Origin of the sequence: Conexibacter stalactiti (assembly GCF_033542075.1) — a bacterium.
GTDB lineage: Bacteria > Actinomycetota > Thermoleophilia > Solirubrobacterales > Solirubrobacteraceae > Conexibacter > Conexibacter stalactiti.
The window spans coordinates 1-21,823 of record NZ_JAWSTH010000082.1 but is presented as its reverse complement, the minus strand read 5'-3'; the positions used below and the strand labels follow the sequence as shown (position 1 = coordinate 21,823).

24 protein-coding genes and 1 tRNA gene are annotated in these 21,823 nt (G+C 71.3%); 9 read left to right on the top strand and 16 right to left on the bottom strand.

All coding sequences use genetic code 11. The features are described 5' to 3' along the window. Positions 1–13: 13 nt before the first annotated feature. The 4 genes from R7226_RS23435 to R7226_RS23420 form a co-directional block, all read right to left on the bottom strand. A complete protein-coding gene (locus R7226_RS23435) occupies positions 14–493 on the bottom strand; it encodes a hypothetical protein (RefSeq protein WP_318599781.1) in 480 nt (159 codons plus the stop codon). Beyond that, positions 490–3,171: a MobF family relaxase gene (mobF, locus tag R7226_RS23430; RefSeq protein WP_318599780.1), complete on the bottom strand. Its 2,682-nt coding sequence runs from the start codon at positions 3,169–3,171 to the stop codon at positions 490–492. The genes R7226_RS23435 and mobF overlap by 4 nt, the downstream gene beginning before the upstream one ends. Then, positions 3,171–5,129 (bottom strand): type IV secretory system conjugative DNA transfer family protein, encoded by a 1,959-nt coding sequence (locus R7226_RS23425; RefSeq protein ID WP_318599779.1) that lies wholly within the window; start codon positions 5,127–5,129, stop codon positions 3,171–3,173. Before R7226_RS23425 ends, mobF begins: the two co-directional genes overlap by 1 nt. Positions 5,130–6,028: 899 nt before the next feature. After that, positions 6,029–6,421 (bottom strand): helix-turn-helix domain-containing protein, encoded by a 393-nt coding sequence (locus R7226_RS23420; RefSeq protein WP_318599778.1) that lies wholly within the window; start codon positions 6,419–6,421, stop codon positions 6,029–6,031. 114 nt (positions 6,422–6,535) lie between these two features. Here R7226_RS23420 and R7226_RS23415 point away from each other — a divergent pair, with 114 nt between their 5' ends. Continuing rightward, positions 6,536–6,787, top strand: a complete 252-nt coding sequence (locus tag R7226_RS23415; RefSeq protein WP_318599777.1) for a helix-turn-helix domain-containing protein — start codon at positions 6,536–6,538, stop codon at positions 6,785–6,787. A gap of 16 nt (positions 6,788–6,803) precedes the next feature. Here the strand turns inward: R7226_RS23415 and R7226_RS23410 are convergent, their stop codons facing one another. The 3 genes from R7226_RS23410 to R7226_RS23400 all read right to left on the bottom strand — a co-directional run bounded on the left by R7226_RS23410 (position 6,804) and on the right by R7226_RS23400 (position 7,958). Continuing rightward, positions 6,804–7,289 (bottom strand): hypothetical protein, encoded by a 486-nt coding sequence (locus R7226_RS23410; protein ID WP_318599776.1) that lies wholly within the window; start codon positions 7,287–7,289, stop codon positions 6,804–6,806. Positions 7,290–7,370: 81 nt separating this feature from the next. Continuing rightward, a complete protein-coding gene (locus R7226_RS23405; protein ID WP_318599775.1) occupies positions 7,371–7,571 on the bottom strand; it encodes a hypothetical protein in 201 nt (66 codons plus the stop codon). Between the two features lie 12 nt (positions 7,572–7,583). Continuing rightward, positions 7,584–7,958: a DUF6883 domain-containing protein gene (locus tag R7226_RS23400; protein ID WP_318599774.1), complete on the bottom strand. Its 375-nt coding sequence runs from the start codon at positions 7,956–7,958 to the stop codon at positions 7,584–7,586. A 150-nt stretch (positions 7,959–8,108) separates the two neighbouring features. On the opposite strand from R7226_RS23400, the gene R7226_RS23395 reads away from it, so the two are divergent. Together R7226_RS23395 and R7226_RS23390 are read left to right on the top strand one after the other, a co-directional pair. Beyond that, positions 8,109–8,579, top strand: a complete 471-nt coding sequence (locus R7226_RS23395; RefSeq protein WP_318599773.1) for a hypothetical protein — start codon at positions 8,109–8,111, stop codon at positions 8,577–8,579. A 44-nt stretch (positions 8,580–8,623) separates the two neighbouring features. Further along, positions 8,624–8,696, top strand: a tRNA-Thr gene (locus R7226_RS23390). 210 nt (positions 8,697–8,906) lie between these two features. Here R7226_RS23390 and R7226_RS23385 read toward each other — a convergent pair. Continuing rightward, entirely contained in the window at positions 8,907–9,464 is a 558-nt protein-coding gene (locus tag R7226_RS23385; protein ID WP_318599772.1) for a hypothetical protein, read from the bottom strand. 145 nt (positions 9,465–9,609) lie between these two features. On the opposite strand from R7226_RS23385, the gene R7226_RS23380 reads away from it, so the two are divergent. The 4 genes from R7226_RS23380 to R7226_RS23365 are packed head-to-tail and all read left to right on the top strand — an operon-like array spanning position 9,610 to position 13,058. Beyond that, on the top strand, positions 9,610–11,274 hold the full coding sequence (locus R7226_RS23380) for a 1-acyl-sn-glycerol-3-phosphate acyltransferase (protein WP_318599771.1): 1,665 nt from the start codon (positions 9,610–9,612) through the stop codon (positions 11,272–11,274). A gap of 34 nt (positions 11,275–11,308) precedes the next feature. Then, on the top strand, positions 11,309–11,854 hold the full coding sequence (locus tag R7226_RS23375; RefSeq protein ID WP_318599770.1) for an RNA polymerase sigma factor: 546 nt from the start codon (positions 11,309–11,311) through the stop codon (positions 11,852–11,854). After that, a complete protein-coding gene (locus R7226_RS23370) occupies positions 11,851–12,198 on the top strand; it encodes a hypothetical protein (protein ID WP_318599769.1) in 348 nt (115 codons plus the stop codon). Before R7226_RS23375 ends, R7226_RS23370 begins: the two co-directional genes overlap by 4 nt. A gap of 38 nt (positions 12,199–12,236) precedes the next feature. Beyond that, entirely contained in the window at positions 12,237–13,058 is an 822-nt protein-coding gene (locus R7226_RS23365) for a rhomboid family intramembrane serine protease (protein ID WP_318599768.1), read from the top strand. Between the two features lie 87 nt (positions 13,059–13,145). Here R7226_RS23365 and R7226_RS23360 read toward each other — a convergent pair whose 3' ends face one another. The 3 genes from R7226_RS23360 to R7226_RS23350 all read right to left on the bottom strand — a co-directional run bounded on the left by R7226_RS23360 (position 13,146) and on the right by R7226_RS23350 (position 15,768). Beyond that, positions 13,146–13,874 carry a hypothetical protein gene (locus R7226_RS23360; protein WP_318599767.1) on the bottom strand — a complete coding sequence of 243 codons (729 nt, stop codon included), beginning with the start codon at positions 13,872–13,874 and terminating at the stop codon, positions 13,146–13,148. Positions 13,875–14,052: 178 nt separating this feature from the next. Then, the gene (locus tag R7226_RS23355) at positions 14,053–14,802 is read right to left on the bottom strand and encodes a hypothetical protein (protein WP_318599766.1); all 750 of its coding nucleotides are present in this window, start codon (positions 14,800–14,802) and stop codon (positions 14,053–14,055) included. A 75-nt stretch (positions 14,803–14,877) separates the two neighbouring features. After that, positions 14,878–15,768: a cobalamin-binding protein gene (locus tag R7226_RS23350; protein WP_318599765.1), complete on the bottom strand. Its 891-nt coding sequence runs from the start codon at positions 15,766–15,768 to the stop codon at positions 14,878–14,880. Positions 15,769–15,780: 12 nt separating this feature from the next. On the opposite strand from R7226_RS23350, the gene R7226_RS23345 reads away from it, so the two are divergent. Beyond that, complete coding sequence (locus R7226_RS23345; protein ID WP_318599764.1) at positions 15,781–16,059, top strand: 4a-hydroxytetrahydrobiopterin dehydratase; 279 nt, start codon at positions 15,781–15,783, stop codon at positions 16,057–16,059. Between the two features lie 304 nt (positions 16,060–16,363). On the opposite strand, the gene R7226_RS23340 is transcribed toward R7226_RS23345, so the two are convergent. Next, entirely contained in the window at positions 16,364–17,164 is an 801-nt protein-coding gene (locus R7226_RS23340) for a 3-hydroxyacyl-CoA dehydrogenase family protein (RefSeq protein WP_318599763.1), read from the bottom strand. Positions 17,165–17,344: 180 nt separating this feature from the next. On the opposite strand from R7226_RS23340, the gene R7226_RS23335 reads away from it, so the two are divergent. Then, complete coding sequence (locus R7226_RS23335; RefSeq protein WP_318599762.1) at positions 17,345–19,693, top strand: putative bifunctional diguanylate cyclase/phosphodiesterase; 2,349 nt, start codon at positions 17,345–17,347, stop codon at positions 19,691–19,693. Here the strand turns inward: R7226_RS23335 and R7226_RS23330 are convergent. The 4 genes from R7226_RS23330 to R7226_RS23315 all read right to left on the bottom strand — a co-directional run. Beyond that, positions 19,656–20,012 carry a DUF192 domain-containing protein gene (locus R7226_RS23330; protein ID WP_318599761.1) on the bottom strand — a complete coding sequence of 119 codons (357 nt, stop codon included), beginning with the start codon at positions 20,010–20,012 and terminating at the stop codon, positions 19,656–19,658. The genes R7226_RS23335 and R7226_RS23330 overlap by 38 nt on opposite strands. 70 nt (positions 20,013–20,082) lie before the next feature. Further along, on the bottom strand, positions 20,083–21,138 hold the full coding sequence (locus tag R7226_RS23325) for an enolase-like domain-containing protein (RefSeq protein ID WP_318599760.1): 1,056 nt from the start codon (positions 21,136–21,138) through the stop codon (positions 20,083–20,085). Next, positions 21,135–21,425: an exodeoxyribonuclease VII small subunit gene (xseB, locus tag R7226_RS23320; RefSeq protein ID WP_318599759.1), complete on the bottom strand. Its 291-nt coding sequence runs from the start codon at positions 21,423–21,425 to the stop codon at positions 21,135–21,137. Before xseB ends, R7226_RS23325 begins: the two co-directional genes overlap by 4 nt. Beyond that, positions 21,422–21,823 (bottom strand): exodeoxyribonuclease VII large subunit (locus R7226_RS23315; RefSeq protein WP_318599758.1); only part of this gene is annotated, 402 nt, incomplete at its 5' end. The genes xseB and R7226_RS23315, both read right to left, overlap by 4 nt.

The following is a 21,823-nucleotide window of genomic DNA, read 5'->3' as shown; positions in this document are numbered from 1 at the left end:
GTCCTCTGTGCGATCAGCGGTGGCGGCGGGCGTGGGTCTGGACCCTGTTGGCGAAGTGCTCCAGGGCGTTGGCGAAGGCGAGTTCCATGCGTGGGTCGAGGTGCTTGCCGGCGTCGATTTCTTCGCGCCAGACCGAGAGCGCGGCGGCCTGCTCGGCGACCAGCGGCAGTTCGAGCGTGCCGGCTCGGAGGTACCTCAGCTCGTCGGGGTAGCGCTCGCGCAGTTCCTCTATCGCGGCAGCGCGACGAGCTGGCGGCAGCCAGCCGGCGGCACCGTCGGGATCGGGATCTCCTGAGCTGTTTGGGGCCGCGGTGCGTCTGCGTACGGCGGCATCGAGGGAGGCGCCGTTGTCGATCAGGGCGGCGCGGATGAGTCGCGCGGCGGTGGTGGCCTCCGGCTCGCGGGCGCGTTGGGCGAGCATGGCGAGCGCGTCGCGTTCGCTGTCTCTGAGCGTGATCGCGACGCGGCGGGGTCGTCTGCCGGCGGCGGTCATCGTTCGATCTCCAGCTCGCGGCGAACCGTAGGCGCGAGGTCGGGCGCGGGTGGTTGGAACCGTTCGACGCGGAAGGCGTCGCGCGGGTCGTCGGGCAGCCGGAGCGGGTCGTGCAGCTCGACGGACAGGGAGGGTTCCTGCGCGCGGCTGAGCGCCATGCGGTCGGCGAGTTGATCGAGGCGGCCGGTGTCGTGTTCGCCGTCGAGGTCGTCGCGGCCGATGTGCCACTGGACGCCGTCGGTCGCGCGGGTCGCCTCGACGTACGCGGTTTCGCGCGAGGTCTGCCAGCCGCCGGTCACGACGACCGACTGTCTGACGGTCGCGCCCTGCTCGCGCACCACGTGCGTGGCATAGCCGAGCCTCACGGCGTCGAGCCGGTCGGCGGCGAGCGTGACGGTCCGGTCGCCGCCGTCGAGCCGCACCGCGATCCCGTCGCCGTCCAGGCCGACGATTTCGCCGCGCTGCCCGTTCTCCACCCGCGCGCCCTCCTTGACCGGCATCGGCCGCGTCCAGATGACGCGGTCACCGGAGTGCAGGGGGTGGCCGTCGGGGTGCTCGACCTGGTCACGGCCCAGCTCGTCGCGCTGGCGACGCAGCGCTTGGACGCGGAGGTTCAGGTGATCGATCTCGACGTTGCTGGCGTCGCTCATCAACGCGACGTTCGTGGAACCGTGCTCGGTCGCCAGCCGGTCGTACGCCTGCGCGGCGCCCTCGATCGCCTGCTCGCGGGTGTCGGCGAGCTGGACGGCGCCGCGCTGCTCATAGAAGCGCAGTGCCTCGCGCGCGTCGCCGTTGCGCAGCGCCTCCCACGCGTCGCGCTCGGCCGGGTCGTTGGCCCGGTGGACCTTCCGCAGCTCTGCGGAAGGGAGGTCGGCGGCGATGCGGTCGAACATGCCGCCGGCTCCGATCGCGGAAAGCTGGCGGCCGTCGCCGATCGCCACCAGCGACCCGCCTCGCTCGCTCACCAGCTCCGTAAGGCGGTGGAGGCGGTCGGTGTCGCCCATGCCGGCCTCGTCGACGTAGACCGTCGTGCGGCCGTCGAGCGGCAGCCGGCCGCGTTCGACCGCGTTGATGAACCCGTCGATCGTCTTGACGCGGCCGTTGAGCGACGGTGCGCTCTCGCCGAGTCGCTGCGCCGTGCGGCCGGCGACGGCGACGCCGTAGACCTCGCGGCCGGCGGCCTGCTCTGCGTGGGCGGCGGCGTCGATGACGACGCCCTTGCCGGTGCCGGCGGGACCGATCAGGACGGCGGCGCGGCCCGGAGCGGTGACGGTGTCGATCGCGTGCCGCTGTTCCGCCGACAGCTCGGCGCCGATCCGTCGCTCGACCGCCGCGATCCCGGCCTCTCGCGCGTCGGCGCCGATGACGCGGGCCGGGTCGGCGGCCATCGCCGCCAGCTCGTCGGAGATCGTCTGTTCGGCCTCCCGCACCGCCGCCGTCGTCATCCGACCGTCGGCCAGCTCCAGGACGCGGCCGTCCTCTACGAGCCGGTGGGCGCCGGCGAGCGCGACATCGGGGTCGAGGCCGTGGCCGGCGGCCTGCTCCAGCGCGACCGTGCGCAGCTCGGAGTCCGTGAAGACGGCGCGGCTGGCGGTCGCCTCGCGCTCGACGGCCGCCGCCCACACCCCGGCGACCGGCAAAGTTGCCGGTCGCACGACCGCTGCCGCGCTGTCCCCGACCGGCAGCGCTGCCGGTCGGCCGGCCGCGCGCAGCTCGACAGCCTGGTCGCGCACGAGGCCGTTCTCGGCCGCCGTCGCCCTCCAGCTCGCATCCAGCTCAGGGCGTGACTGCGGCGCCTTCGCCGCGCGCGTGCGCACGGCGAGGGCGCGCAGTTCGCCGCGCTCGGGCGCGCGGCCGTGCTCGGCGCGGAACGCGCGCGCCGCCTGCTGCACTTCAGCGGTGCGCTTGGAGAACGCCTGCTCAACCTCCGGCTGGACCCCGGCGAGGCGGAAGTAGCGGCCGTCCTCACCGGCCGGCTCAACGCCGTAGCCGAGCTGGCGCAGCTCGTGCGCGAGCTGGGCGCGGTACATCGCGCCGCCTTCGCGTGCGGCGCGCATCACGGGTCGCGATCGGACGGCCGCCACCCGGCCGTCGTCTCGTTCGACGGAGGTGATGACGACGTGTGAGTGAAGCTGCGGGTCGGGCGCGGCGTCGCCGACGCCGCGCGCGGTCGTGTGCATGAACTCGGCCGCGTGCAGGTGTGCGGCCCGCGCCGGCACCGAGGCGCCCGCGTCAGGGTCCCAGCGGGCGGTCAGCTCGACCGTTTCGCCGAGGTGGGAGACGGCGCGCTGGACGGCGGCATGGTGGGCTTGCTCGATCTCGGCGCGCTGCGCCGGGGCGCTCATCGCCCATGCGACGCTGACCGACTTCGGCGCGGAGAACGTCACGTCGATCCCGGCCGCGCGCGTGCCGTCCGGGCCGGCCGTGCGCAGGAACTCCGACGGCTGGCCGGGCCGGTGCCCGGCCATCAGCGCGCGCAGATCGTCGGGCGCCACCGCGCCGGGTGCGAGGCCGACGCGCGCGAGCGCGTCGGCCTCGTCGAGCCAGCGGCCGGGCGACTCGGCCGGGAGCCCGTCGCGGCCGAGGTAGTAGTCGCCGCGTTCCGGGACGACCGTCTTGTCGTGCAGGTAGCCGGCGTAGCCGTCGCCCGAGGCGGCCGGGATGCTCGCCGCCGTCATCACGGCCGCTCACCCGTCTCCCGGTGGATCGCCTCTTCGGGCGATCGGGAGCGGCCGTGCCACTCCCACCAGAACGGCAGCGTCACGATCGCCGGCACTTCGCGGCCGTGGACGAGCACGGCCGTCCCCTCGCGCAGCCGCGCGAGGTCGTCGGTCGAGAGCTTCGGCCGGTGCTCCTCCGCGCGCGTGACGCTCCGGTCGCCGCCGAACGCGCGCGAGGTCTGCGAGGTCTTGGTGACCGGCTCCTCGCCGAGGAACCTCAGCAGCTCTTGGCGCGTCTCCTCGTCGTGGATCGGACCCATGTAGAGCTTGACCCCGGTGTTGGCCGTGATCGTGCTCAGCTCGACGCCGTAGCGGGCCTTGATCTGCGCGATCGACTGGTAGACCAGCATCCACCGCAGCCCCCAGCCCCGGCAGACGGTGAGCGTGTCGGGAAGCTGCCGCAGCGGCGCGAGGCTTGCGGCCTCGTCGGCGACGACCTTCACCAGCGGCAGCCGGCGCGGGTCGGGCGTCAGGTGCGAACGCTCCTCGCAGAAGCGCAGGACCTCGCCGAGCAGCGCGCCGATCAGCGGCGCGAGCTGGGCCTGTTTGCTCTCCTTCGCGACGATGTACAGCGTCCCGCCCCGCGCCATGAGATCGGCGACGTCGAGGCCGGGCCGATCGATCGCCTGCACCGCCGGATGGCTGTAGGCGGACAGCAGGTGCGCGGCCGAGGAGATCAGGAACCCGCGCTGGCGGGCGTCCATCTCCTGCACGCCCGCCAGCAGCCGCTCGGCCTCCCAGGCGCCGCGCTCCTCCAGCAGCTCGCGCGGCTCATCCAGACCGGCGGGGCCGCCGCGCACCCATCCGCGCACGTCAGTCATCGACCGATCCGAGAGCGCCGCCGCGTGCAGCAGCGGCGGCAACAGGACCTCGGTCGCGTCGGCGTTGTAGAAGCGCGCGCCGTCGGAGCCCGCCGAGGCGGCCGAGGCCTCCGGGTCGGCGTCGTGCAGCGCTTGCGCGGTGTCGAGCGCACCGGCCCAGTCGCGGCAGACCGGCAGCGGCGACCAGCACGAACCGTCGATCCCAAAGGCGGCCAGGTCGTTGAACGGGGCGATTACCGCCGCCGGCAGCCCGAGCCGCCGACGCGACCAGAGCGTCTGCGCCAACAGGTCGACCTTGTTGGTCACGACCACCTGCGCGCCGTGATGCTCGATCACGGCCGTCGCGGCGACGCGCAGCGTCTTGCCGGCCCCGGTCGGCGCGAGCACGAGCGCGTGCTTGTCGCGCCCCGAGCGCAGCTCGGCGCCGCGGATCCTGCCGAGGTTCCACGAGTCCCCGCCGGCCGGCTCCGGCACCGCTCTCTCCCACAGCGCCACCCGCGTGACCCGGTTGGACGCCTGCCGGATCGCGCCCGTGCGCGACTCCTCGCGCACCTGGAGGTGCAGCAGATCGCGCGGCTTGGCCCACACCCGCGCACGGACCTTCGGCTTCGGACTCAACGCGCTAGCGCCCAGCTGAGAGCGCGACCGCCACCGATCGACCCGCAGCCGCGCGACCGCCAGCAGCGCGAACAGGCCGGCGAAGCCGCTGAGCACCAGTGCGATCGCAACCGCGCGCGGCGGGAGCATTCCCGGCACCGTCTCGAACGCCGCTGTCGCGTCCAGCCGCTCTCTGCCCGCGACCTGCACCAGCAGCGCGAAGAAGCCGTTGCACACGTCCCCGATCGGCAGCGCGCGCAGCTCCAGGTGCAGCAGCCCCCAGGCGAAGACGACCCACTCGACCACCGCGATCAGCCCAAGGACCACGCCGGCCAACACCGCGAACATCAACAATGCGTCCTGCGCGCTCCTGTCCTGCCCCGGTCCCTGATGTCGTGCCATTCTTGTCGTCCTCTCTCGGCAGGCCGTCCGGAGCCCACCGTCCGTAGATCCAAGCGACGGGCTGCGATGACGCAGCCGCCGTCCAGCGCGCAGCAACGCGAGAGAGGAGGACCGCGAGCGCGAAGCGCCCAAGCAGCCCGAATCAGGGCAGGTCGAAGCCGAACAGTCCGCCTGGGAAGAAGGTGCGCACGAGGCATCCACTCCCCCTCCCGTGCGCACCCCGAGAAAGCCCGAAAGAAATTTCGGGACCAGATTGGACGCAGAGAACAGGCCACTACCTCTACGTCACGAAACGGCCCGGATTGTGCGAACGAGATTTCGCCGGCCCGTCGGCGCAGATGTTGGAGACGGCCCACTACGCCTACTCCAGATCAGAGGCCGAATCGTGCGAGAAAATCCCGACTTCTAATCTGCGGGCAACAACTTGCCGGGCGAGCGACGGGCTTCGCCACCCCTCGACCGCCCTGGCGCCGAACGGCGCCGGCCGTCCGCTGACGCCTTCGGCGCCAAGCAGAGCGGCCGTCACCGTCGGCTAAGCTCGCCGCGTCAGCAGCACCACGAGCGGCGCCTTACGGCGCCGCAGGCCGACGCCTACGGCGTCACGCCGAGCCGCTGCCGACGCGCTCAGCTCAGAACGCGCACGACCTCCGAATGGAGGCCGAAGAGCACAGACAGACCAGATGCACGGTGTGCCATGGTCACCACGCCCCGTGACCACCCCGGCCGCCGCGAACCGCCTTCAGCACCTTCGTCATGAACGACCGCGTGACGCACGACGGCGAAGCTCGCGCTCGACCGAGGCGAGCCGCCCTCGCATCTCATCCAGCTCTCGCCGCATCTCTTCCTCCAACGGGGTAGGCCGACCGAAGAGCCGAGCCGTGGTCGACTCGCGGATGTACTGCGCCGTCGCGATCCCCTCACCCGCGCAGTGCGCCTTGAGCTGCACCCACGTCTCCGGCGGAAACCGAACGGTCGTTGTGTGCATCGGGTCGTCGCTACTTGCCGTCGTCGGATCTCGCCGCCTGCTCTGAGACGACAGCCGCCGCGCGTCTCGTGAGCCTGTGTCTGCGTCTCTTCAGCCACTTGGCTCGCTGGTGCACGAGAGTGTTGGGGTCGGCGAGGTGGCCGTCTGTCTCCGCGAGCAGGTCTGCCAACGGAACGTTGAGACCTCTGGTGATGCGCGAGATCGTGAGGAGCGACGGATTGATCTCGGCCCGCTCGATGGCGCCGACGTAGTTTCGATGGAGGCCGGCGCCGTGCGCGAGGGCGTCCTGACTCAGCCCCCGACGAGCGCGTCTGACTCGGATCGCCAGCGCGAACGCGACGTGAAGATCGGACTCTGCCCAGTCGGCGCGGACTTCGTCCTGCTGCTCGCTTGACTCTGCCATCGGTGCCTTTCAGGTCCGCCAGGTACCCCCAACGGGCTTGAAAGTATCAGATTTAGTACTTGACGGCCGTTATTACGTGTGGACGGGCCGTCATCCGCCACTCACGCTTCTGGTGTGGCAATTGGTCGCACAACGCACCGAAGAGCACTCGCCCTCGCGGTCCGAGTCCTGCGCGTCGAGCGCAGCCTCACGCAGGAGAGAGTCGACACCGCCGGCAACCTCAGCCACAACTCGACCAAACGCACCGAGAGCGGCGACACGTCAGTCGGTTTCGACATCCTCGTCGGCGTCGCCACCGGCCTCGGCGTCTCCGTCAGCGAACTGATGGTCGAGTACGAGCGGCAGCTTCAGAAGCTCTCGCGGTGACGCGATGAGCGCCGGCTCAGCGATGGAGTCGGAACCGGCGACGGGGCTCGAGCACATCTTCGAGGTCGCGAAGTGGTCTGGCAGCTATCTGGACCAACGTCCCGTCAGCGGTAATCACCAGCGCGCGAATGTTGACGGCTCCTTCCGGCATCGCCGTCTTGAGTCGGTCGCCTCCGACATGCACGTCGCCGGCGTCGTGAGGTTTGATCACGCTTGGGACCTCGGACAGCGCGCGCAGCATCGGCGAGGGCTTTGGCGACGGCCCAGCTTCGTCTGGGAGAGGGGATTCGCTTCGTGGAATGAGCATTCGTCCACCGTGCCCTTCGGCGAGATCCCACAGGAGATTGATCGTGGTGATCCGAATCTCGTGGGCGCTGTGGTTGACGACGTTGATCGTGATCAGCGGCAGGTGGGGGATGTGAGTTACCGCCCCAGAAATGCGTGAGCGGTGAGCGAGCCGCCAGCTCGCGATCTGCCAAGCAAGTCCTGCGGTGGCGACCACAGCCGCATAGGCCGCAATCCAAGCCGTCGCACTCACAGCGGGGAGAACGCAGACTTCACGAGACGCGTTGAACGGCTCTCGCTAGGACCGCTTGAGGTCGAGCCGGTCGGCAGGCACCTGGACGGTGTCCAGCGTCTTGCCGCCAGGTCCGGTGATCTCGACCAGCATCGTGTCGCCGTAGGCGCTGATGACGGCGCCGACCGTGCCGGCGGGCCAGGTGCCGACGGGCTCGCGCAGGGTGACCACATCGTGCTCGGAGATCGCGTGCTTGACAGTCGCCATCGTGTACTCAGGTTAGCCGTCGATGTAGGCCGTTACCAGCCGTGGCCGGTCATCAGCGTCACGCAGCTCCCACGAGGTTGTGATGGCGACGATCCGGTCGCGTCGTTCGCGGAGGCCGCGCACGGGTACGCGGACCTCGCAGAGGATCCCGAACGGTGTGTTGTCACGCACGTCTGAGATCCGAGCGACCTGCACGCCGTCACGCAGTTCGGTCACGAGGTGATCGGCGTCTTCGAGGCCGATCCCGAGGATGCGCAGGAAGCCCTGCGCCTTCGGCCCGCCGATTTCGTGGTCGAGGTTGAGGCAGTACGCGGTCACCTTCGCCTCGATCCCGTACGCCTCGGCGGCGCGGGGGAGGTGTTCGCCGATCGTCGGTGGCCGCGTCATGCGCGCCATCGTGCCACTTCCTGGGTCGGCGTGAAGGCGGAGGGGCGGGCGGGTGACGGTTCAGTACGACTGGTGGGTGATAGGCGCGGCTGGCCCGCGGATGGAACCGAGTTGGCACGTAAACGATGCGCAAAACGCCATCATTTGTGTATGCCCGCCGCCGTGAGAATCCCGACCCTGGACGACTATCACGCCTTTGATGGTGCGCACTGCCACCGCATCTGGCGGAGACTGTCCGATACATGGCGTTGTCCAGGCTGCGCCCGAACGAAGTTCGAGATCTTGCGCTGGACCAGACGACGGCCCCCGGGCTCGACAGAGTCGTTCATGGGGTGGCTTGCCGCTTTTCATGGGCATCACGACCACGCCTCAGATCGTTTCGGGCTGGGGCCGGATGGCAATTTCCTGGCTCCGGCCCCTGGGCGCTTCGAAGAAGTGATCATCTGCGACCACTGCAACAGCACGGACGGGATAGTGAAGCGGAAGCTCGGTCTTCCTCAATCCTGGTCCTTCTCGGTCGAGGAGATCGCCGAGTTCATCACGGCGCGCCCGCATGCCGGCCACGTCATCGACTACGACAAGGCGCGGATCGTCTACGCTCGCGCACGTCGCGCCGGCTAACGCAGTCGAGTCCAACGCCGACGCGCGTAAACTGCTCGACCTACGCCGGGATAGCTCAGCTGGTAGAGCGGCGCTCTTGTAAAGCGCAGGCCACGGGTTCGACCCCCGTTCCCGGCTCTTTCGCAGGACGGAGGGGCGGCGCGTCGGTGACGGCGTGCTCGACGGCGTGCGGCCGTCGATCTGGTACCCGCAGGTGGTACCCGCACTCTCGGAGGCGCCGAGGCGCGAACCTCGAAAATGCCGCTCTAGCAGGGGATTCGCGTCGCTCACAGCGGCGCTGACATCAGCCGACCCGCCGCTTACAAGACAGGTGCTCTACCAGCTGAGCTACTCAGGCGGGTTGCCCGAGTCTACGCGCACGGCATGTTCGAGGTTGCCGTGGCCGTTGGCCGACGGCCGGTACTCGTAGGACGGCTCCGGCTCCTCCGTCGGCGCGGGGCGGTTGAGGCGGGCCTCCAACTCGCCGAGCAGGACGCCGAAGAGCGCATGGCGCCAGACTGCCTGCCAGAAGGCGCGGCGGCTGCCGGTCAGCACGGGCAGCCGCTCGCGGCCGGGGTGGAAGCGGTCGCTGAGCCGGCCGGCCGGCCACAGCGCGAGGTGCTCCAGCAGCGCCACCTGCGCGCCGCGCGCGGCCGGCGGGCCGGGCAGGTGGGGCGCCACTTGGGTGTAGACGGCGCCGAACAGCGCGCCGTTGGCGGCGTGGGCGGCGAAGCCGGGCAGGTACCAGCCGTCGCGAGTGCCGGTGGCGAAGCGGCCGAGCAGCTCGACGTCGTCGTAGCGGCTGGCGAAGGCGCGCTTGTCGAGCGGCTGCTGCAGCGCCCAGGCGCCGGCGGCGATCCCGCCCGCGAGCGCGCCGCGAAGCGTGCGTCTGCGGTCGATGGCCATCTGCGCAGCACCATAGCGCTCCCGCGCGCCCGCGCTCGCACGCGAGCGCAGCGCCGCCGCGCCGCCTCGCGCGCCTGCGCGCCGCGCGCCCGCGCCGCCCGCGCCCGCCTGTAACTCCACTCGAAGGCGAGGGTACGTAACTCCGATGAGCGAGAGAAACAGCGCCCTGCACCGACGTGCTCGCGAACGCGGCGTCAACCCGATCGTCTACTGGGTCGTCCGCGCGTTCTTCCAGCCGTTCTTCCACCTCTACTTCCGGCTGTCGCGCATCGGGCGCGAGCACATCCCGGATGGGCCTGTGATCTTCGCGGCCAACCACCGCAGCTTCCTCGACCCGTTCATCATCGGGACGATGTCGCGGCGGCCGCTGTACTACGTCGCGAAGGAAGAGCTGTTCGCGAAGAAGCTGCAGGCGTGGTTCCTCAACTCGCTCGGCGCCTTCCCGGTCTCGCGCGGGAACGGCGACACCGAGACGATCGACACCGCGAAGGCGATCCTCGCGCGCGGCGACTCGGTCCTGATCTTCCCGGAGGGCACGCGCGTGCGCCCCGGCCCGCCCGGCAGCGCCAAGCGCGGTGTCGGCCGGCTGGTGCTCGAGACCGGCGTGCCGGTCGTCCCGCTCGCGATCATCGGCACGACCGACGTGCGCAGAGGGTGGCGCATACGGCCGCGCAAGATCCGCATCCGCGCCGGTCACGCGCTGACCTTCCCGAAGGTCGAGAACGCCTCGCGCGAGCTGGCCGCGGCCGTCACCGACCGCATCTGGCCGAACGTGATGCTGCAGTGGGAGTGGCTCGGCGGCCAGACGCCGCTGCGTCGCGCCGCCGTCATCGGCGCCGGCGCTTGGGGCACGACGCTCGCGGTGATGCTGGCGCGCGCCGGCCTGGAGGTCGACCTCGGCACGCGCACGCGCGAGCAGGCCGAGCAGCTGCGGCGCGAGCGCGTCAACGGCCGCTACCTGCCGGGCGTCGAGCTGCCGGAGACGGTCGGCGTCGCGCCCGCCTCCGAGCTGGAGCTGAGCGCCCACGACCTCGTCTGCCTCGCCGTCCCGGCGCGGGCGCTGCCGGCCGCGCTGGCCGCCCACGGCGCCCGCATCCCCGCGCGCGCGGGCGTGCTGGTCGTCTCCAAGGGCCTCGTGCCGCCGCTCGGCTCGCTGCCGTCGGCGTTCGCCGCCGAGCGCGTGCAGGCGCGCTCGGTCGCCGCGCTCGGCGGTCCGTCGCATGCCGCCGACGCGCTTGTCAACGGCGCCTCGATCGTGCTCGCCTCCGCCGACGGCGCCTTCTCGCACGAGCTGGCGACGGTGCTCGGCGCGGCCGGCTTCGACGTTCACGTCACGCATGACGTCGCCGGCGTCGAGCTGGCCGGCTGCGCGAAGAACGCCGCGGTGCTCGCGGCCGCCGCGGCTGCCGCGACCTCGGGCCCGAACGTCGCCGGCGCGGCCGCCGGCAAGGTCTTCTCGGAGATCGCCCAGCTCGCGCGCCGCAATGGCGGCGAGGCCGAGACGTTCGCCGGCCTCGCCGGCGCCGGCGACCTCGTCGCCACCGTCGTCGCCGACGGCAGCCGCAACCGCCGCGCGGGGGAGCTGCTCGCGCAGGGCCTGAACGCCGACGAGATCGCGCGGGCGCTCGGGCAGACGGCAGAGTCGGTCGACAGCGTCGCGCTACTGGCCGCGATGCTGGAGAGAGCCGGTGTGCAGGCGCCGGCGACCGCGGGGCTGGCCGCGCTCGTCGAGGGCCGGATCGAGCCGCAGCAGTGGACCGCCGCGGTCACCCAGCCGTCCGTCCGTCCACGCAAGGCGAAGGCGGCCTAGCGCCGCCGGCGCCGGCCAGGGATACTGCGATGCGGTGTCCGATCCTCCGAGCAGATCCAAGGCAGAGCTCGATCGCGAGTTCTCCGAGCTGTACCGGACCCATCTGCGCGACGTCTACTCGTACTCGTACTACCGCGTCGGCAACCATCACGACGCCGAGGACCTCACCGAGCAGACGTTCCTGCAGGCATACCGCCACTACGAGCGCGCGCTGCGCGAGTCCGACGGCCGCCCGCTGCGACCGTGGCTCATCCGCATCGCGCACAACCTCGCCGCGAACTTCTACCGCGACCGCGCGCGCAAGCCGCAGGCCGCGATCGAGGACGCGGCCGTGATCTCGGCGCCGCACACGACCGAGACGCTCGTCGAGGGGCGCGAGGAGCTGGAGGAGATCCTCGCCGGCGTCCAGCAGCTGCCCGACGACCGCCGCGAGGCGCTGATCATGCGCTTCGCGCTTGGCATGGACAATCGCGAGATCGCGCGCGCCCTCGGCCGCAGCGACGGCGCCACGAAGGTGCTGCTGCACCGTGCGATCAAGCAGCTCGAGGGGATCGTCTCGCACCCGGAGCCGACAACATGAGCGCGACCGACTTCGAGGAGCGGCTGCGCGCTGCGCTGAAGCCGGTCGAGCCGCCCGAGAGCCTTGCGCTGCGCGTCGAGCACACGCTCGTCAGCCTCACCGAGCTGGCCGCCGATGAGCTGGAGGCGTGGGAGCTCTCGTCGATGCGCGACCCGCGCAACTGGGCCCGTCCGGCGGTCGCCGCGGTCGTCGGTGCCGGCGCCGGCACCGCGCTCGTCGCGTTGCGCGTGCGCAACGGCCGCCGCCGCCGCAAGGCCCAGTCGGTCGATCTGCTCGACCTTGCCGAGCGGACCGTGCGCGACGTCGCCGACGAGGCGCGCAAGCTGCTGCCCGGGCGTGATTGATCGACCCTGAAGGTCCGGCTGGTAGCGTCAGCGCCGCCATGGCCACCTGTTACCGCCACCCGACGCGCGAGACGGGCGTCGCCTGCTCCAACTGCGCGCGCCCGATCTGCCCTGACTGCATGACCCCGACGCCGGTCGGCATGCGCTGCCCCGACTGCGCGAAGGAGAAGACGCGCGTGCAGCGCGGCGTGCGCAGCGGTGGCGCCGCCTCGTCGTCCAACCGCGCGACGACGGTGCTGATCGCGATCTGCGTGGTCCTGTTCGTCGGCGAGATGGCCTCGGGCGGTGAGATCGGCCGCGCCGGCGGCACGCTCTACGAGCGGCTGGCGCTGTGGGGCCCGTCGATCGAGTTCAACGACGAGTACTACCGGATGGTCTCGTACGGCTTCCTGCACTCCGGCCTGCTCCACATCGCGTTCAACATGTGGTTCATCTGGGTGCTCGGCAACATGCTCGAGCCGGCGCTGGGAACGATCCGCTTCGTCGCGCTCTACTTCGCCTCGCTGCTGTGCGGCGCCTTCGCGATCCTGCTGCTGGAGCCCAACAGCGTGACCGTCGGTGCCTCCGGCGCCGCCTTCGGCCTGCTCGGCGCCGCGATCGTCGAGGCGCGCTCACGCGGGATCGACATCTGGGCCTCCGGCCTGGCGCCGATCGCGGTGATCAACTTCCTCTTCACCTTCCTCTTCCCGGGCATCTCGGTCGGCGGTCACGTCGGCGGCTTCGTCGGCGGCCTGCTGGTCGGCGCGATCTTCCTCGGCGTCGACCGCAACCGCATGCCGTACGTGCTCGGCGCGGTCGGAGCCGCCGCGCTCGGGGTCGCCGCCTTCGTCGCCGGCATCGTGGTCGTCGGCAGCGCGTAGTCGCGCGCGGCGATCCCCAACGCAGAAGCGCCCGCGCGATGCGCGGGCGCTTCGAAGCTGCGAACTGCTGTCAGCGCTGCGGTGCCGCTACGGCTTGCAGGTGACGAAGCCGAGCGCGCTCGTCGGGCTGGCCTCTCTGAGGAAGTCGAAGGCGCCGGCTATCGGAGCTCTGCCGCTCTTCGGGCATCTCTTCGCCTCGATGTAGCCTCTGCCTCTCCACTTCGCGTTGACGGTCGTCGAGAATCTCTTGACCTCGGCGAACCAGCCGTCGGCGATCTCCTGCAGCGTGTCCGGGATGTTGGCCGTCAGCTTGTAGCCGTATCTGCCGCCGGTCTTTCTCAGCGGGGCGCTGAACGCCTGCGAGATCAGCACGGGGTTCTCGGCGTAGATGTGGACGGTGATCGACTTGCCGCCGGCGCCGTTGAAGAGCGTGACCTTGCCGGGGACGTTGAAGACGTCAGCGGCCGGCACGTCGGCGATGAGGCTGCCGCGGCCGATCAGCGAGCCTTTCGCGCAACTGTTGAAGCTTCTGCGCGCGTTGATCGCCTCGGGCGTGCACGACGGGAACTTCGCGCCGTTGGCGACGGCGTTCGGCGGGAAGTCGAGCACGACCTGTCTGAGCGTGTTGTTCTCGCCGTTCTCTCTCGTGATCGTGAATCCGATCGTGAGCGCCAACGGAGTACCGGGCTTGCCCTTGTTCGGCGAGATCTTTCCGCTGATCGTGGATTGCGTCGCCTGCGCTGCCGGGGCGGCGGCGAGCAGCAGCGCGGTGGCTGCTGCGGCGGCGAGGGTGCGACCTGCTCGTGTACGGGACATCCGTCGATGGTAAACGAGTGCGTACCAGCGGGTCCACCGGTAACCGACCCTGAAGTCGGGATCAAAACACGGTGTGTTTGAGGACCGAAACTTCGGCCGATGCTGCGCGTTTCATCCAGGCCGACCGAGTTCGGAGCCGGCCTGGATGCGGGCGCTTCGCGCTACCCGTTCACGGCTCTCAGCGACGGCATCTGATCGTCGTCGTGAGGTCGACCGGCGCGTACTCTCTCGCGAACTCTATTCTGCTCGCCGACGGGACGCCGAGGCTTCTGGGGCAGACCGTCGTCGACTGGATGAAGGGGATTCTTCTGCCGCCTCTCGTGGTCCAGGCGCTGATCGACGTTCTCATCGTGCGCACCTGCACGAACCAGCCGTCGGCGATCTCCTGGAGCGTGTCCGGGATCGGCGCGACGAGGTGGTAGCCGTATCTGCCGCTCGTTCTGGTCAGCGGCGCCTTGAACGCCTGGCTGACGAGCACGGGATTCTCCGCGTAGGCGTGGATCGTCAGCGACTTGCCGCCTGGGCCGTTGAAGAAGGTCAGTCTCGCCGGGACGTTGAAGACGTCCGCGGCCGGCACGTCGGCCATGATTCTGCCCGTGCCGATCTGCGAGCCTCTCGCGCAGCCGGCGAAGCTTCTGCGCGCGTTGATGACCTCGGGCGTGCACGAGGGGAACAGGGCGCCGTTGTGTCTCGCGTTCGGCGGGAACCAGACGTCGACCTTGCTCAGGATGCCGGCCTCTCTGCCGGGGTCGGCGCCGAATCTGAAGTCGACCTTCAGATTGATCGGCGAGCCGATCGGACCCTTGTTCGGGCTGATCGAGCTGGAGAAGTCGTACTCGGCTGCGAGCGCCGCCGGGGCGGTGGCGAGCAGCAGCGCCGTGGCTGCCGCGGCGGCCAGTTTTCGGCCGGGACGTGAGATGGGGAGCATCCAAGCACTATAAACAGGAGCGTTCCTGCCTGTCCACTGAGAACCGACGCCAGCCGCTGGCACGTCGGCGCTCTGCTACAGCTCGACGGTCAGCGGCTCCGACGGCGCGCTCGGGACGGCGTCGGGGTGGAGGATGTGGGCCATCAGCTCCAGTCCGTCGACGAGGCGCGGACCGGGGCGCGAGAAGTAGGCGGAGGCGTCGACGGCGACGACCTCGCCGGCGCCGAGCGCGGCCAGCCTCTCGGCGTGGGCGAGCGCCTCCTCGCGGGCGCGTGGAGCGTCGTAGCCGCATGGCATCACGATGACGACGTCCGGCTCGGCGGCCGCGACCTCGTCCCAGTCGCGGCGCTCCGACGGCTCGCCGGCGAGGCCGAGCACGTCGAAGCCGCCGGCGTACTCGATCAGCTGGGGCGTCCAGTGGCCGGCGACGTAGACGGGGTCGAGCCATTCGAGCGCCGCGACCTTCAGCGGCTGCTTGCCGCGCACCGCCAACCGCACGCGGTCGATCCGCGCGGAGGCGTCGGCGATCAGGTCGACGCCGGCATCTCTGCGCCCGGTCGCCTCCGCGAGCGTGCGCACGTCGCCGAGCACCTCGCCGAGCGTGTGCGGGTCGAGTGAGATCACGCGCGGTCTGCTCTCGATCCGATCGGCGATCGCGCGCACGTCCTCGTAGGAGACGGCGCAGACGGCGCACAGCGCCTGCGTCACGATCAGATCGGGCTGCAGGCGCTGCAGCGCCTGCTCGTCGAGCTCGTAGATCGCCTCGCCGTGCTGGGTGCGGGCGCGCACGGCGGCGTCGATCTGCCCGGCGCTGAGGCCGGACGGGAGCGCGTCGCGCGTCACCTTCGGCAGCGCGAGGGCCGCCGGCGGATGGTCGCATTCGTGGGTGACGGCGATAACCTCGGAATCGAGGCCGAGAGCGAACAGCAGCTCGGTCGCGGACGGGACGAGGCTCACGATGCGCATGGGAGAGACCTTATGCCACGACTGACGGAGACCGAGACCTCGGCGCTGCTGACCGGCAGCGCCTGGAGACGCGAAGGGGAGGCGATCGTGCGCGACGTGAACGTCGCCGACTTCGCCGCCGCGATCGCGCTCGTCAACCAGGTCGCCGCGTTGGCGGAGGCGGCCGACCACCACCCCGACCTGCTCGTGCACGGCTGGAACAACGTGCGTCTGACGCTCTCGACGCACAGCGAAGGCGGCCTGACCGACGCCGACTTCAGGTTGGCGGCGAAGATCGACACGCTTCTCTGAGCAGGCGAAAAGCTCCCGAGACTGCACAAAAGCTGCGGAGGCGCTACGTTTCCTTGTGCACAACCGCGCTAACGGCCTGAGAGGAGCCGGCGGTTGGGTGGAGGAGGAGCGTGGTGGGCTAGGTGGGTCCGCCTCGAAACAAATCCGGCCCGCTTGCGCGGGCCGGATTTGTTGCTTCTGGGAGGAGGTGCTGCTGTGAGGTACGTCGCACGTCGAAGTATGCGGCGGCCACTTGAAGCAACCCTAAGCTAGGACTGAGAACACTCTCACGTTTGCTTCACAGCTTCTTCAGCTACTCCCGCGCTTACTTCGTCCAGTCGATGAAGCCTCTGCCGGTCTTCTTGCCGAGATCGCCAGCGGCGACGAGTGCCTCGACGCGGGCCGGCACCTTCGTCCCGATCGCCTCGCCGATCGCCTTCGAGACGTCGAGGCCGACGTAGTCGAGCAGCGCCAGCGGACCCATCGGATGGCCGGCGCCGAGCTGCATGCAGCGGTCGATCGCGGCCGGATCCATGCCCGTCTCCTCCAGCAGGTCGACGGCGCTGAAGAGGTAGGGGAACAGCAGCCGGTTGACGACGAAGCCGGCGATGTCCGGGACCTCGACGGCGGTCTTGCCGAGCGCGCCGCAGAGGTCACGCGCACGCGCGCGAACCTCGTCGACGGCCTCCGGCGCGTACGCCAGCTCGATCAGGTCCATCTTCGGGACCGGGTTGAAGACGTGCAGGCCGACGAAGCGGTCGGCCTTCCCGGTCTCGCGCGCCAGCTCGGCGACGGACAGCGACGAGGTCGTCGTCGCGAGCACGGCGGTGCCGTTGGAGTGGCGGCCCAGCTCGCTCAGCACGCCGGCCTTCGTCGCGTGGTCCTCGGCGACGGCCTCCACGAGGAAGGTCGCGCCGGCCAGCTCCTCGAGCGTGCTGACGATCGTCACGCGATCGGCGATCGGCTCCTCGCTGAGCTTGCCGCACCACTTTGAGACCATGCCGCGGGCGCGGTCGGCCGAGCGCTCGGAGCGCGCCCACAGGAGTACCTCGCCGTGCTGCGCTGCCGTTGCCGCCAACCCGCACGCGATGGCACCTGACCCTGCGATGCCCAGCCGTTCCTCCACGCCGTCTCTCCTCTGCTTCGTACTGGTTGAGAACGGCGCGAACAGTAGGGGGCATGCGCGTTCAACAGCGCCGGTTCCCGCGATGCGGAGCGGCCGTTCCATCGCGGAGCTGGCGCCTTGGCGCTCGCCGGAAGGCGCACCCGCAGTCAAAAGCGGCGGCGCGCGGCCGATGTTCGGGGAGTGACGACGCCGTCAGGCCCCACGCGCGCGAGCGCCCTGCTGCGAGAGACCGCCCCGTTTCTGGCCGGCGTCGTGCTCGCGATGGCGCTCGTGCCGCTGTCGGCGCTCGGCGACGGGCCGGCCACGTGGCAGCAGCTCACCGCGCTCGTCGGCGTCGCGGCGCTCGCCGGATTCGCGGTGCGCGCGCTCGCCGGCCATCTGCGCGCCGGCCAGGACGCGCTCGCCCATGCCCAGCAGCAGTTCCGCACCGCCTTCGAGGACGCGCCGATCGGGATCGGGCTGTTCGGCGTCGACGGCCGCTTCACCGAGGTCAACCGGGCGCTCTGCGAGATGATCGGCGCCGATCGGGAGGTGCTCGTCGGAGTCGTCGTGCTGGAGCACGTCGCGCCGGCCGATCGCCCCAGCTCGCTGGCCGCCTTCCGCGAGCTGATGACGGCCAGACGGCAGACCTACAACGCCGAGACGCGGCTGCTGCGCGGCGACGGCCGCGAGATCTGGTGCCAGCTGCGCGCCTCGCTCGTGCGCGACGCCGGCGGCGAGCCGCTCCACTTCATCGTGCAGGTCGAGGACGTCAGCGCCCGCCGCCGCGCCGCCGAGGCGCTCGCGGAGGCCGAGGAGCGCTTCCGCCTCGCCTTCGAGGGCGCGCCGATCGGGATCGCGCTCGCCGACCTCGACGGCCGCTTCCTGCGCGTCAACGACGCGCTCTGCGAGATCACCGGCTACACCGAGAGCGAGCTGCTGGCCGCCAACGTCGACCTGCTCGGCCACTCCGACGCCGCCGACGCCGAGGAGGAGCACGTCGACAGGCTGATGCGCGGCGAGGTCCGCTCCTACCGCCTCGAACGCCGCATCGTGCACGCGACCGGCCGCAGCGTCTGGGTCAGCCTCTCCGTCTCACTCGTGCGCGACAGCTCCGGCGTCCCGCGCTACTGCATCAAGCAGTTGGAGGACATCTCCGACCGCAAGCGCTTCGAGGGGCAGCTCGCCTACCTCGCCGACCACGACGCGCTCACCGGGCTCTACAACCGCCGCGCCTTCCAGCGCGAGCTCGACGCCCGCACCGGCGGCGACGCCCGCACCGGCGGCGCCGTCGTCGTGATCGACCTCGACCACTTCAAGGACATCAACGACACGCTCGGCCACGCCGCCGGTGACGAGGTGATCGTGCGCGTCGCGCGGCTGCTGGCCAAGCGGCTGCGTAAGACCGACGTGCTCGGCCGGCTCGGCGGCGACGAGTTCGCGACGCTGCTGACCGGCGTCGAGCGCGACGAGGTCGAGGCGGTGATCGCCGAGCTGCTGAGAGTCGTGCGCGAGCAGTCGGTCGTCGTCGAGGACGGCCACCCGATCGGCCTGACCGCGAGCGCCGGCGTCGCGCTGTTCGACGCCGACTCGCAGCTGAGCGGCGAGGAGCTGCTCGTCAGCGCCGACATCGCGATGTACGACGCGAAGGAGGCGGGACGCGACCGGCACGCGATCTCGGTCGAGACCGAGCAGCGCCAGCAGCAGATGACCGACCGGATGGCGTGGTCGCAGCGGATGCGCGACGCGCTCGAGCAGGATTCGTTCGTGCTCTTCCAGCAGCCGGTCGTCGACCTCCAGACGGGACTGCCGAAGAGCCACGAGCTGCTGCTGCGGATGCGCAGCGAGAGCGGCGAGCTGATCCCGCCGGCCGCCTTCCTGCCGATCGCCGAGCGCTCCGGCCTGATCACCGAGATCGACCGCTGGGTGACGCACCAGGCGATCGCGACGATCGCGCGCCAGCGCGCGGCCGGGCGCGAGATCCGGCTGGCCGTCAACCTCTCCGGCGCATCGGTCTCCGACCCGGCGCTGCTCGACATGATCGAGCAGGACCTGGCCGAGATGGCGCCGCCGCCCGGCAGCCTGATCTTCGAGGTGACCGAGACGGCGGCGATCGTCAACCTCGACCGCGCCCGCACGTTCGCCGCGACGCTCGCGGAGCTCGGCTGCGAGCTGGCGCTCGACGACTTCGGCGCCGGCTTCGGCTCCTTCTACTACCTCAAGCGGCTGCCGTTCGACTACCTCAAGATCGACGGCGACTTCATTCGCCAGCTGACGACCAGCCACGAAGACCAGCTCGTCGTGCGGGCGATCGTCGAGATCGCGAGAGGGCTCGGCAAGCGCACCGTCGCCGAGTTCGTCGGCGACGAGGCGACGATGGAGCTGCTGCGCGAGCTCGGCGTCAACGACGGCCAGGGCTTCCATCTCGGCAGACCGGCGCCGCTGGAGGAGCTGATCGCGGCGAGCGCGTCGGCGGCTGCGACGCCGGTTTCGGTCGAGGCTCCCGCTGCGGTCAGCGCGCCGGCGAGAGCACCGGCGATCCAGGCCTGAGGCCGGCGGCGGCGCCGGGCGCCGTCTCCAGCACCGCACGCGCGCCGCGGCAGCCGCGCAGCCGCCGCGGCGGCACCGCGCGGTCGACGCGCAGCACGCGCCCGTCGCGGTCGAGCCAGACGAGGTCGAGGGCGAAGCGCATCCCGAAGGTGTGGACGCTGCGCGTGCGCGGCAGCAGCAGCGCGACGCCGTGCGGGGCGGCGACGCCGGCAAGGCCGCGCAGGCGCGCGAGCGGCGTGTGGGCGCGGCGGCCGTTCAGATGCGTCAGCGGCGGCCGCAGCTGCAGTGGCGGGAGCGTGGCGAGGCGGGGTGGGAGCATGGCGGCCCTGAGCGGCCGCGGGGCGGGATTCGCCCCCGCGGCCGGCAGAGCCGACCGCGGACGGGGCGCGCTACTCCCAGCGGAAGCCGACCGCCGCGGGTCTCGGCGGCAACGGACTCGCCGGCAGGCCGTCGGCCGGCGGCCAGATGTTGTAGGCGCTCGGCGCGAGGTCGTTCGGCGTGTCGGGGTGGAACAGCGACGCCAGCAGCTGCGCCTGCCCGCGGCCGACGCCGAGCTCGAACTGGCCGCCGCCGTAGGCGCTGATGCCGTGCTCGGCGCAGTAGTCGTAGCCGGCGCAGAGCCGCTCCAGCCCGCCGAAGCGCGACGGCTTGACGTTGACCATCCGCGGCGCGAACGGCAGCGCCTCGATGTCGGCGATCGAGTGGATCGGCGCGTCCCACGTGATGCGGCCGCGGTCGGCCGCGAGCGCCGCGTCGATCCCGGGCGCGGCGAGGTCGGGATCCTCCAGCCAGACGCCGGGGAAGGCGTCCGCCACGCGCTTGTACCAGCCGGGCTCGGCCGGAGTGTCGACGACCGTGCCTCTGTACATGCCCTTGTAGTCGATCGAGTCGACCGCGCCGGTCGCTCTCAGCGTCGCGATCACGGCGTCGTCCCAGCCGGGGCTGGCGTCGAGCTTGAAGCGCAGCGTCGGATAGCGCTCCAGCAGCGCCGTCACGCGCTCCGGCTGCGGCGGATCGCCGATCGACAGCGACATCACGAAGGTCAGCGGCCGTGGCGTGCGGCCGAGCACCTCGTGCAGCGGCTTGCCAGCCTGGCGCAGCGCCAGGTCGAGCGCCGCCGAGTGGAAGGCCCAGCGGCGGTAGAGCCGCGACACCTCGCCGTGGACCGGCTCCGCGGGGAAGAGGTCGAGCGCGTCGACGTGCGCGCAGAAGTCGCCGAGCGACCACTGGCCCGCGAGCGGCTGGATGGGGCCGGCCGCCTGCAGCTTCTCCTGGTCCTCGGCGTCGTAGACGACGTCCTCGCCGACGCCATCCTGCTCGCCGCCGCGCAGGTGGATCACCGTCGACTTGCGCGTGAAGCCTGACGACACATCGAGCTGCAGCCCTTCGAGCGAGTACGACTCGACGCTCAGCGGCAGGTCGGCGAGCAGCGCGTACGTGCTCATGCGGCCGGCGGGGTCGGGTCTTCGCCGCCGCGCTCCAGGCGCGCGACCAGCTCGTCGAGCCGCAGCTCCTCGAGCCCTCTGCCGACGGCTTCCAGCTCGCCGGCACAGAACTCGACCAGGCGCCGTCCCTCGGCGACCAGCTCCAGCGTCTCGCGCAGGCCGGCCTCGCCGGAGTCGAGCCGGCGGATGATCTCCTCGATCCGCCCGCTGGCGCGCTCGTAGGTCAGCTGCTCCCGGTCGGCGTCACCGCCGGCGTCTCCGCCCATGTCGATCTGCACCGTGCTCATCTTGCCGCATCCTCCACCTCGGCCCGGACGCGACCGTCGTGGAAGCGCAGTTCGACGGTGCCGCTGGCGCGCGCCTGCTCGGCCGAGGTGACCAGCTCCCCGGCCGGATCCTCGACGAGCGCATAGCCGCGCTCCAGCGTGCGCGCCGGGTCGTGCGCGGCGAGCGCCAGCTCGAGCCGCTCGAGATCGCGCCGGCGGCGGGCGGTGGCGCCGTCGGCGGTGTGGCGCAGGCGTTCGCCGTCGCTGCGCAGCAGCGCCTCAGCGCGCGTCCGCTCGGCAGCCGCCACGTCGCGCTTGCGCCGCAGCACGAGCAGGCGCGTCGCGGTCACGTCGCGCTCGCGCGCCCCGCGGCGGCGGGCGGAGGCGCGCAGCTCGCGCAGCTGCTGGTGGAGCCGGCG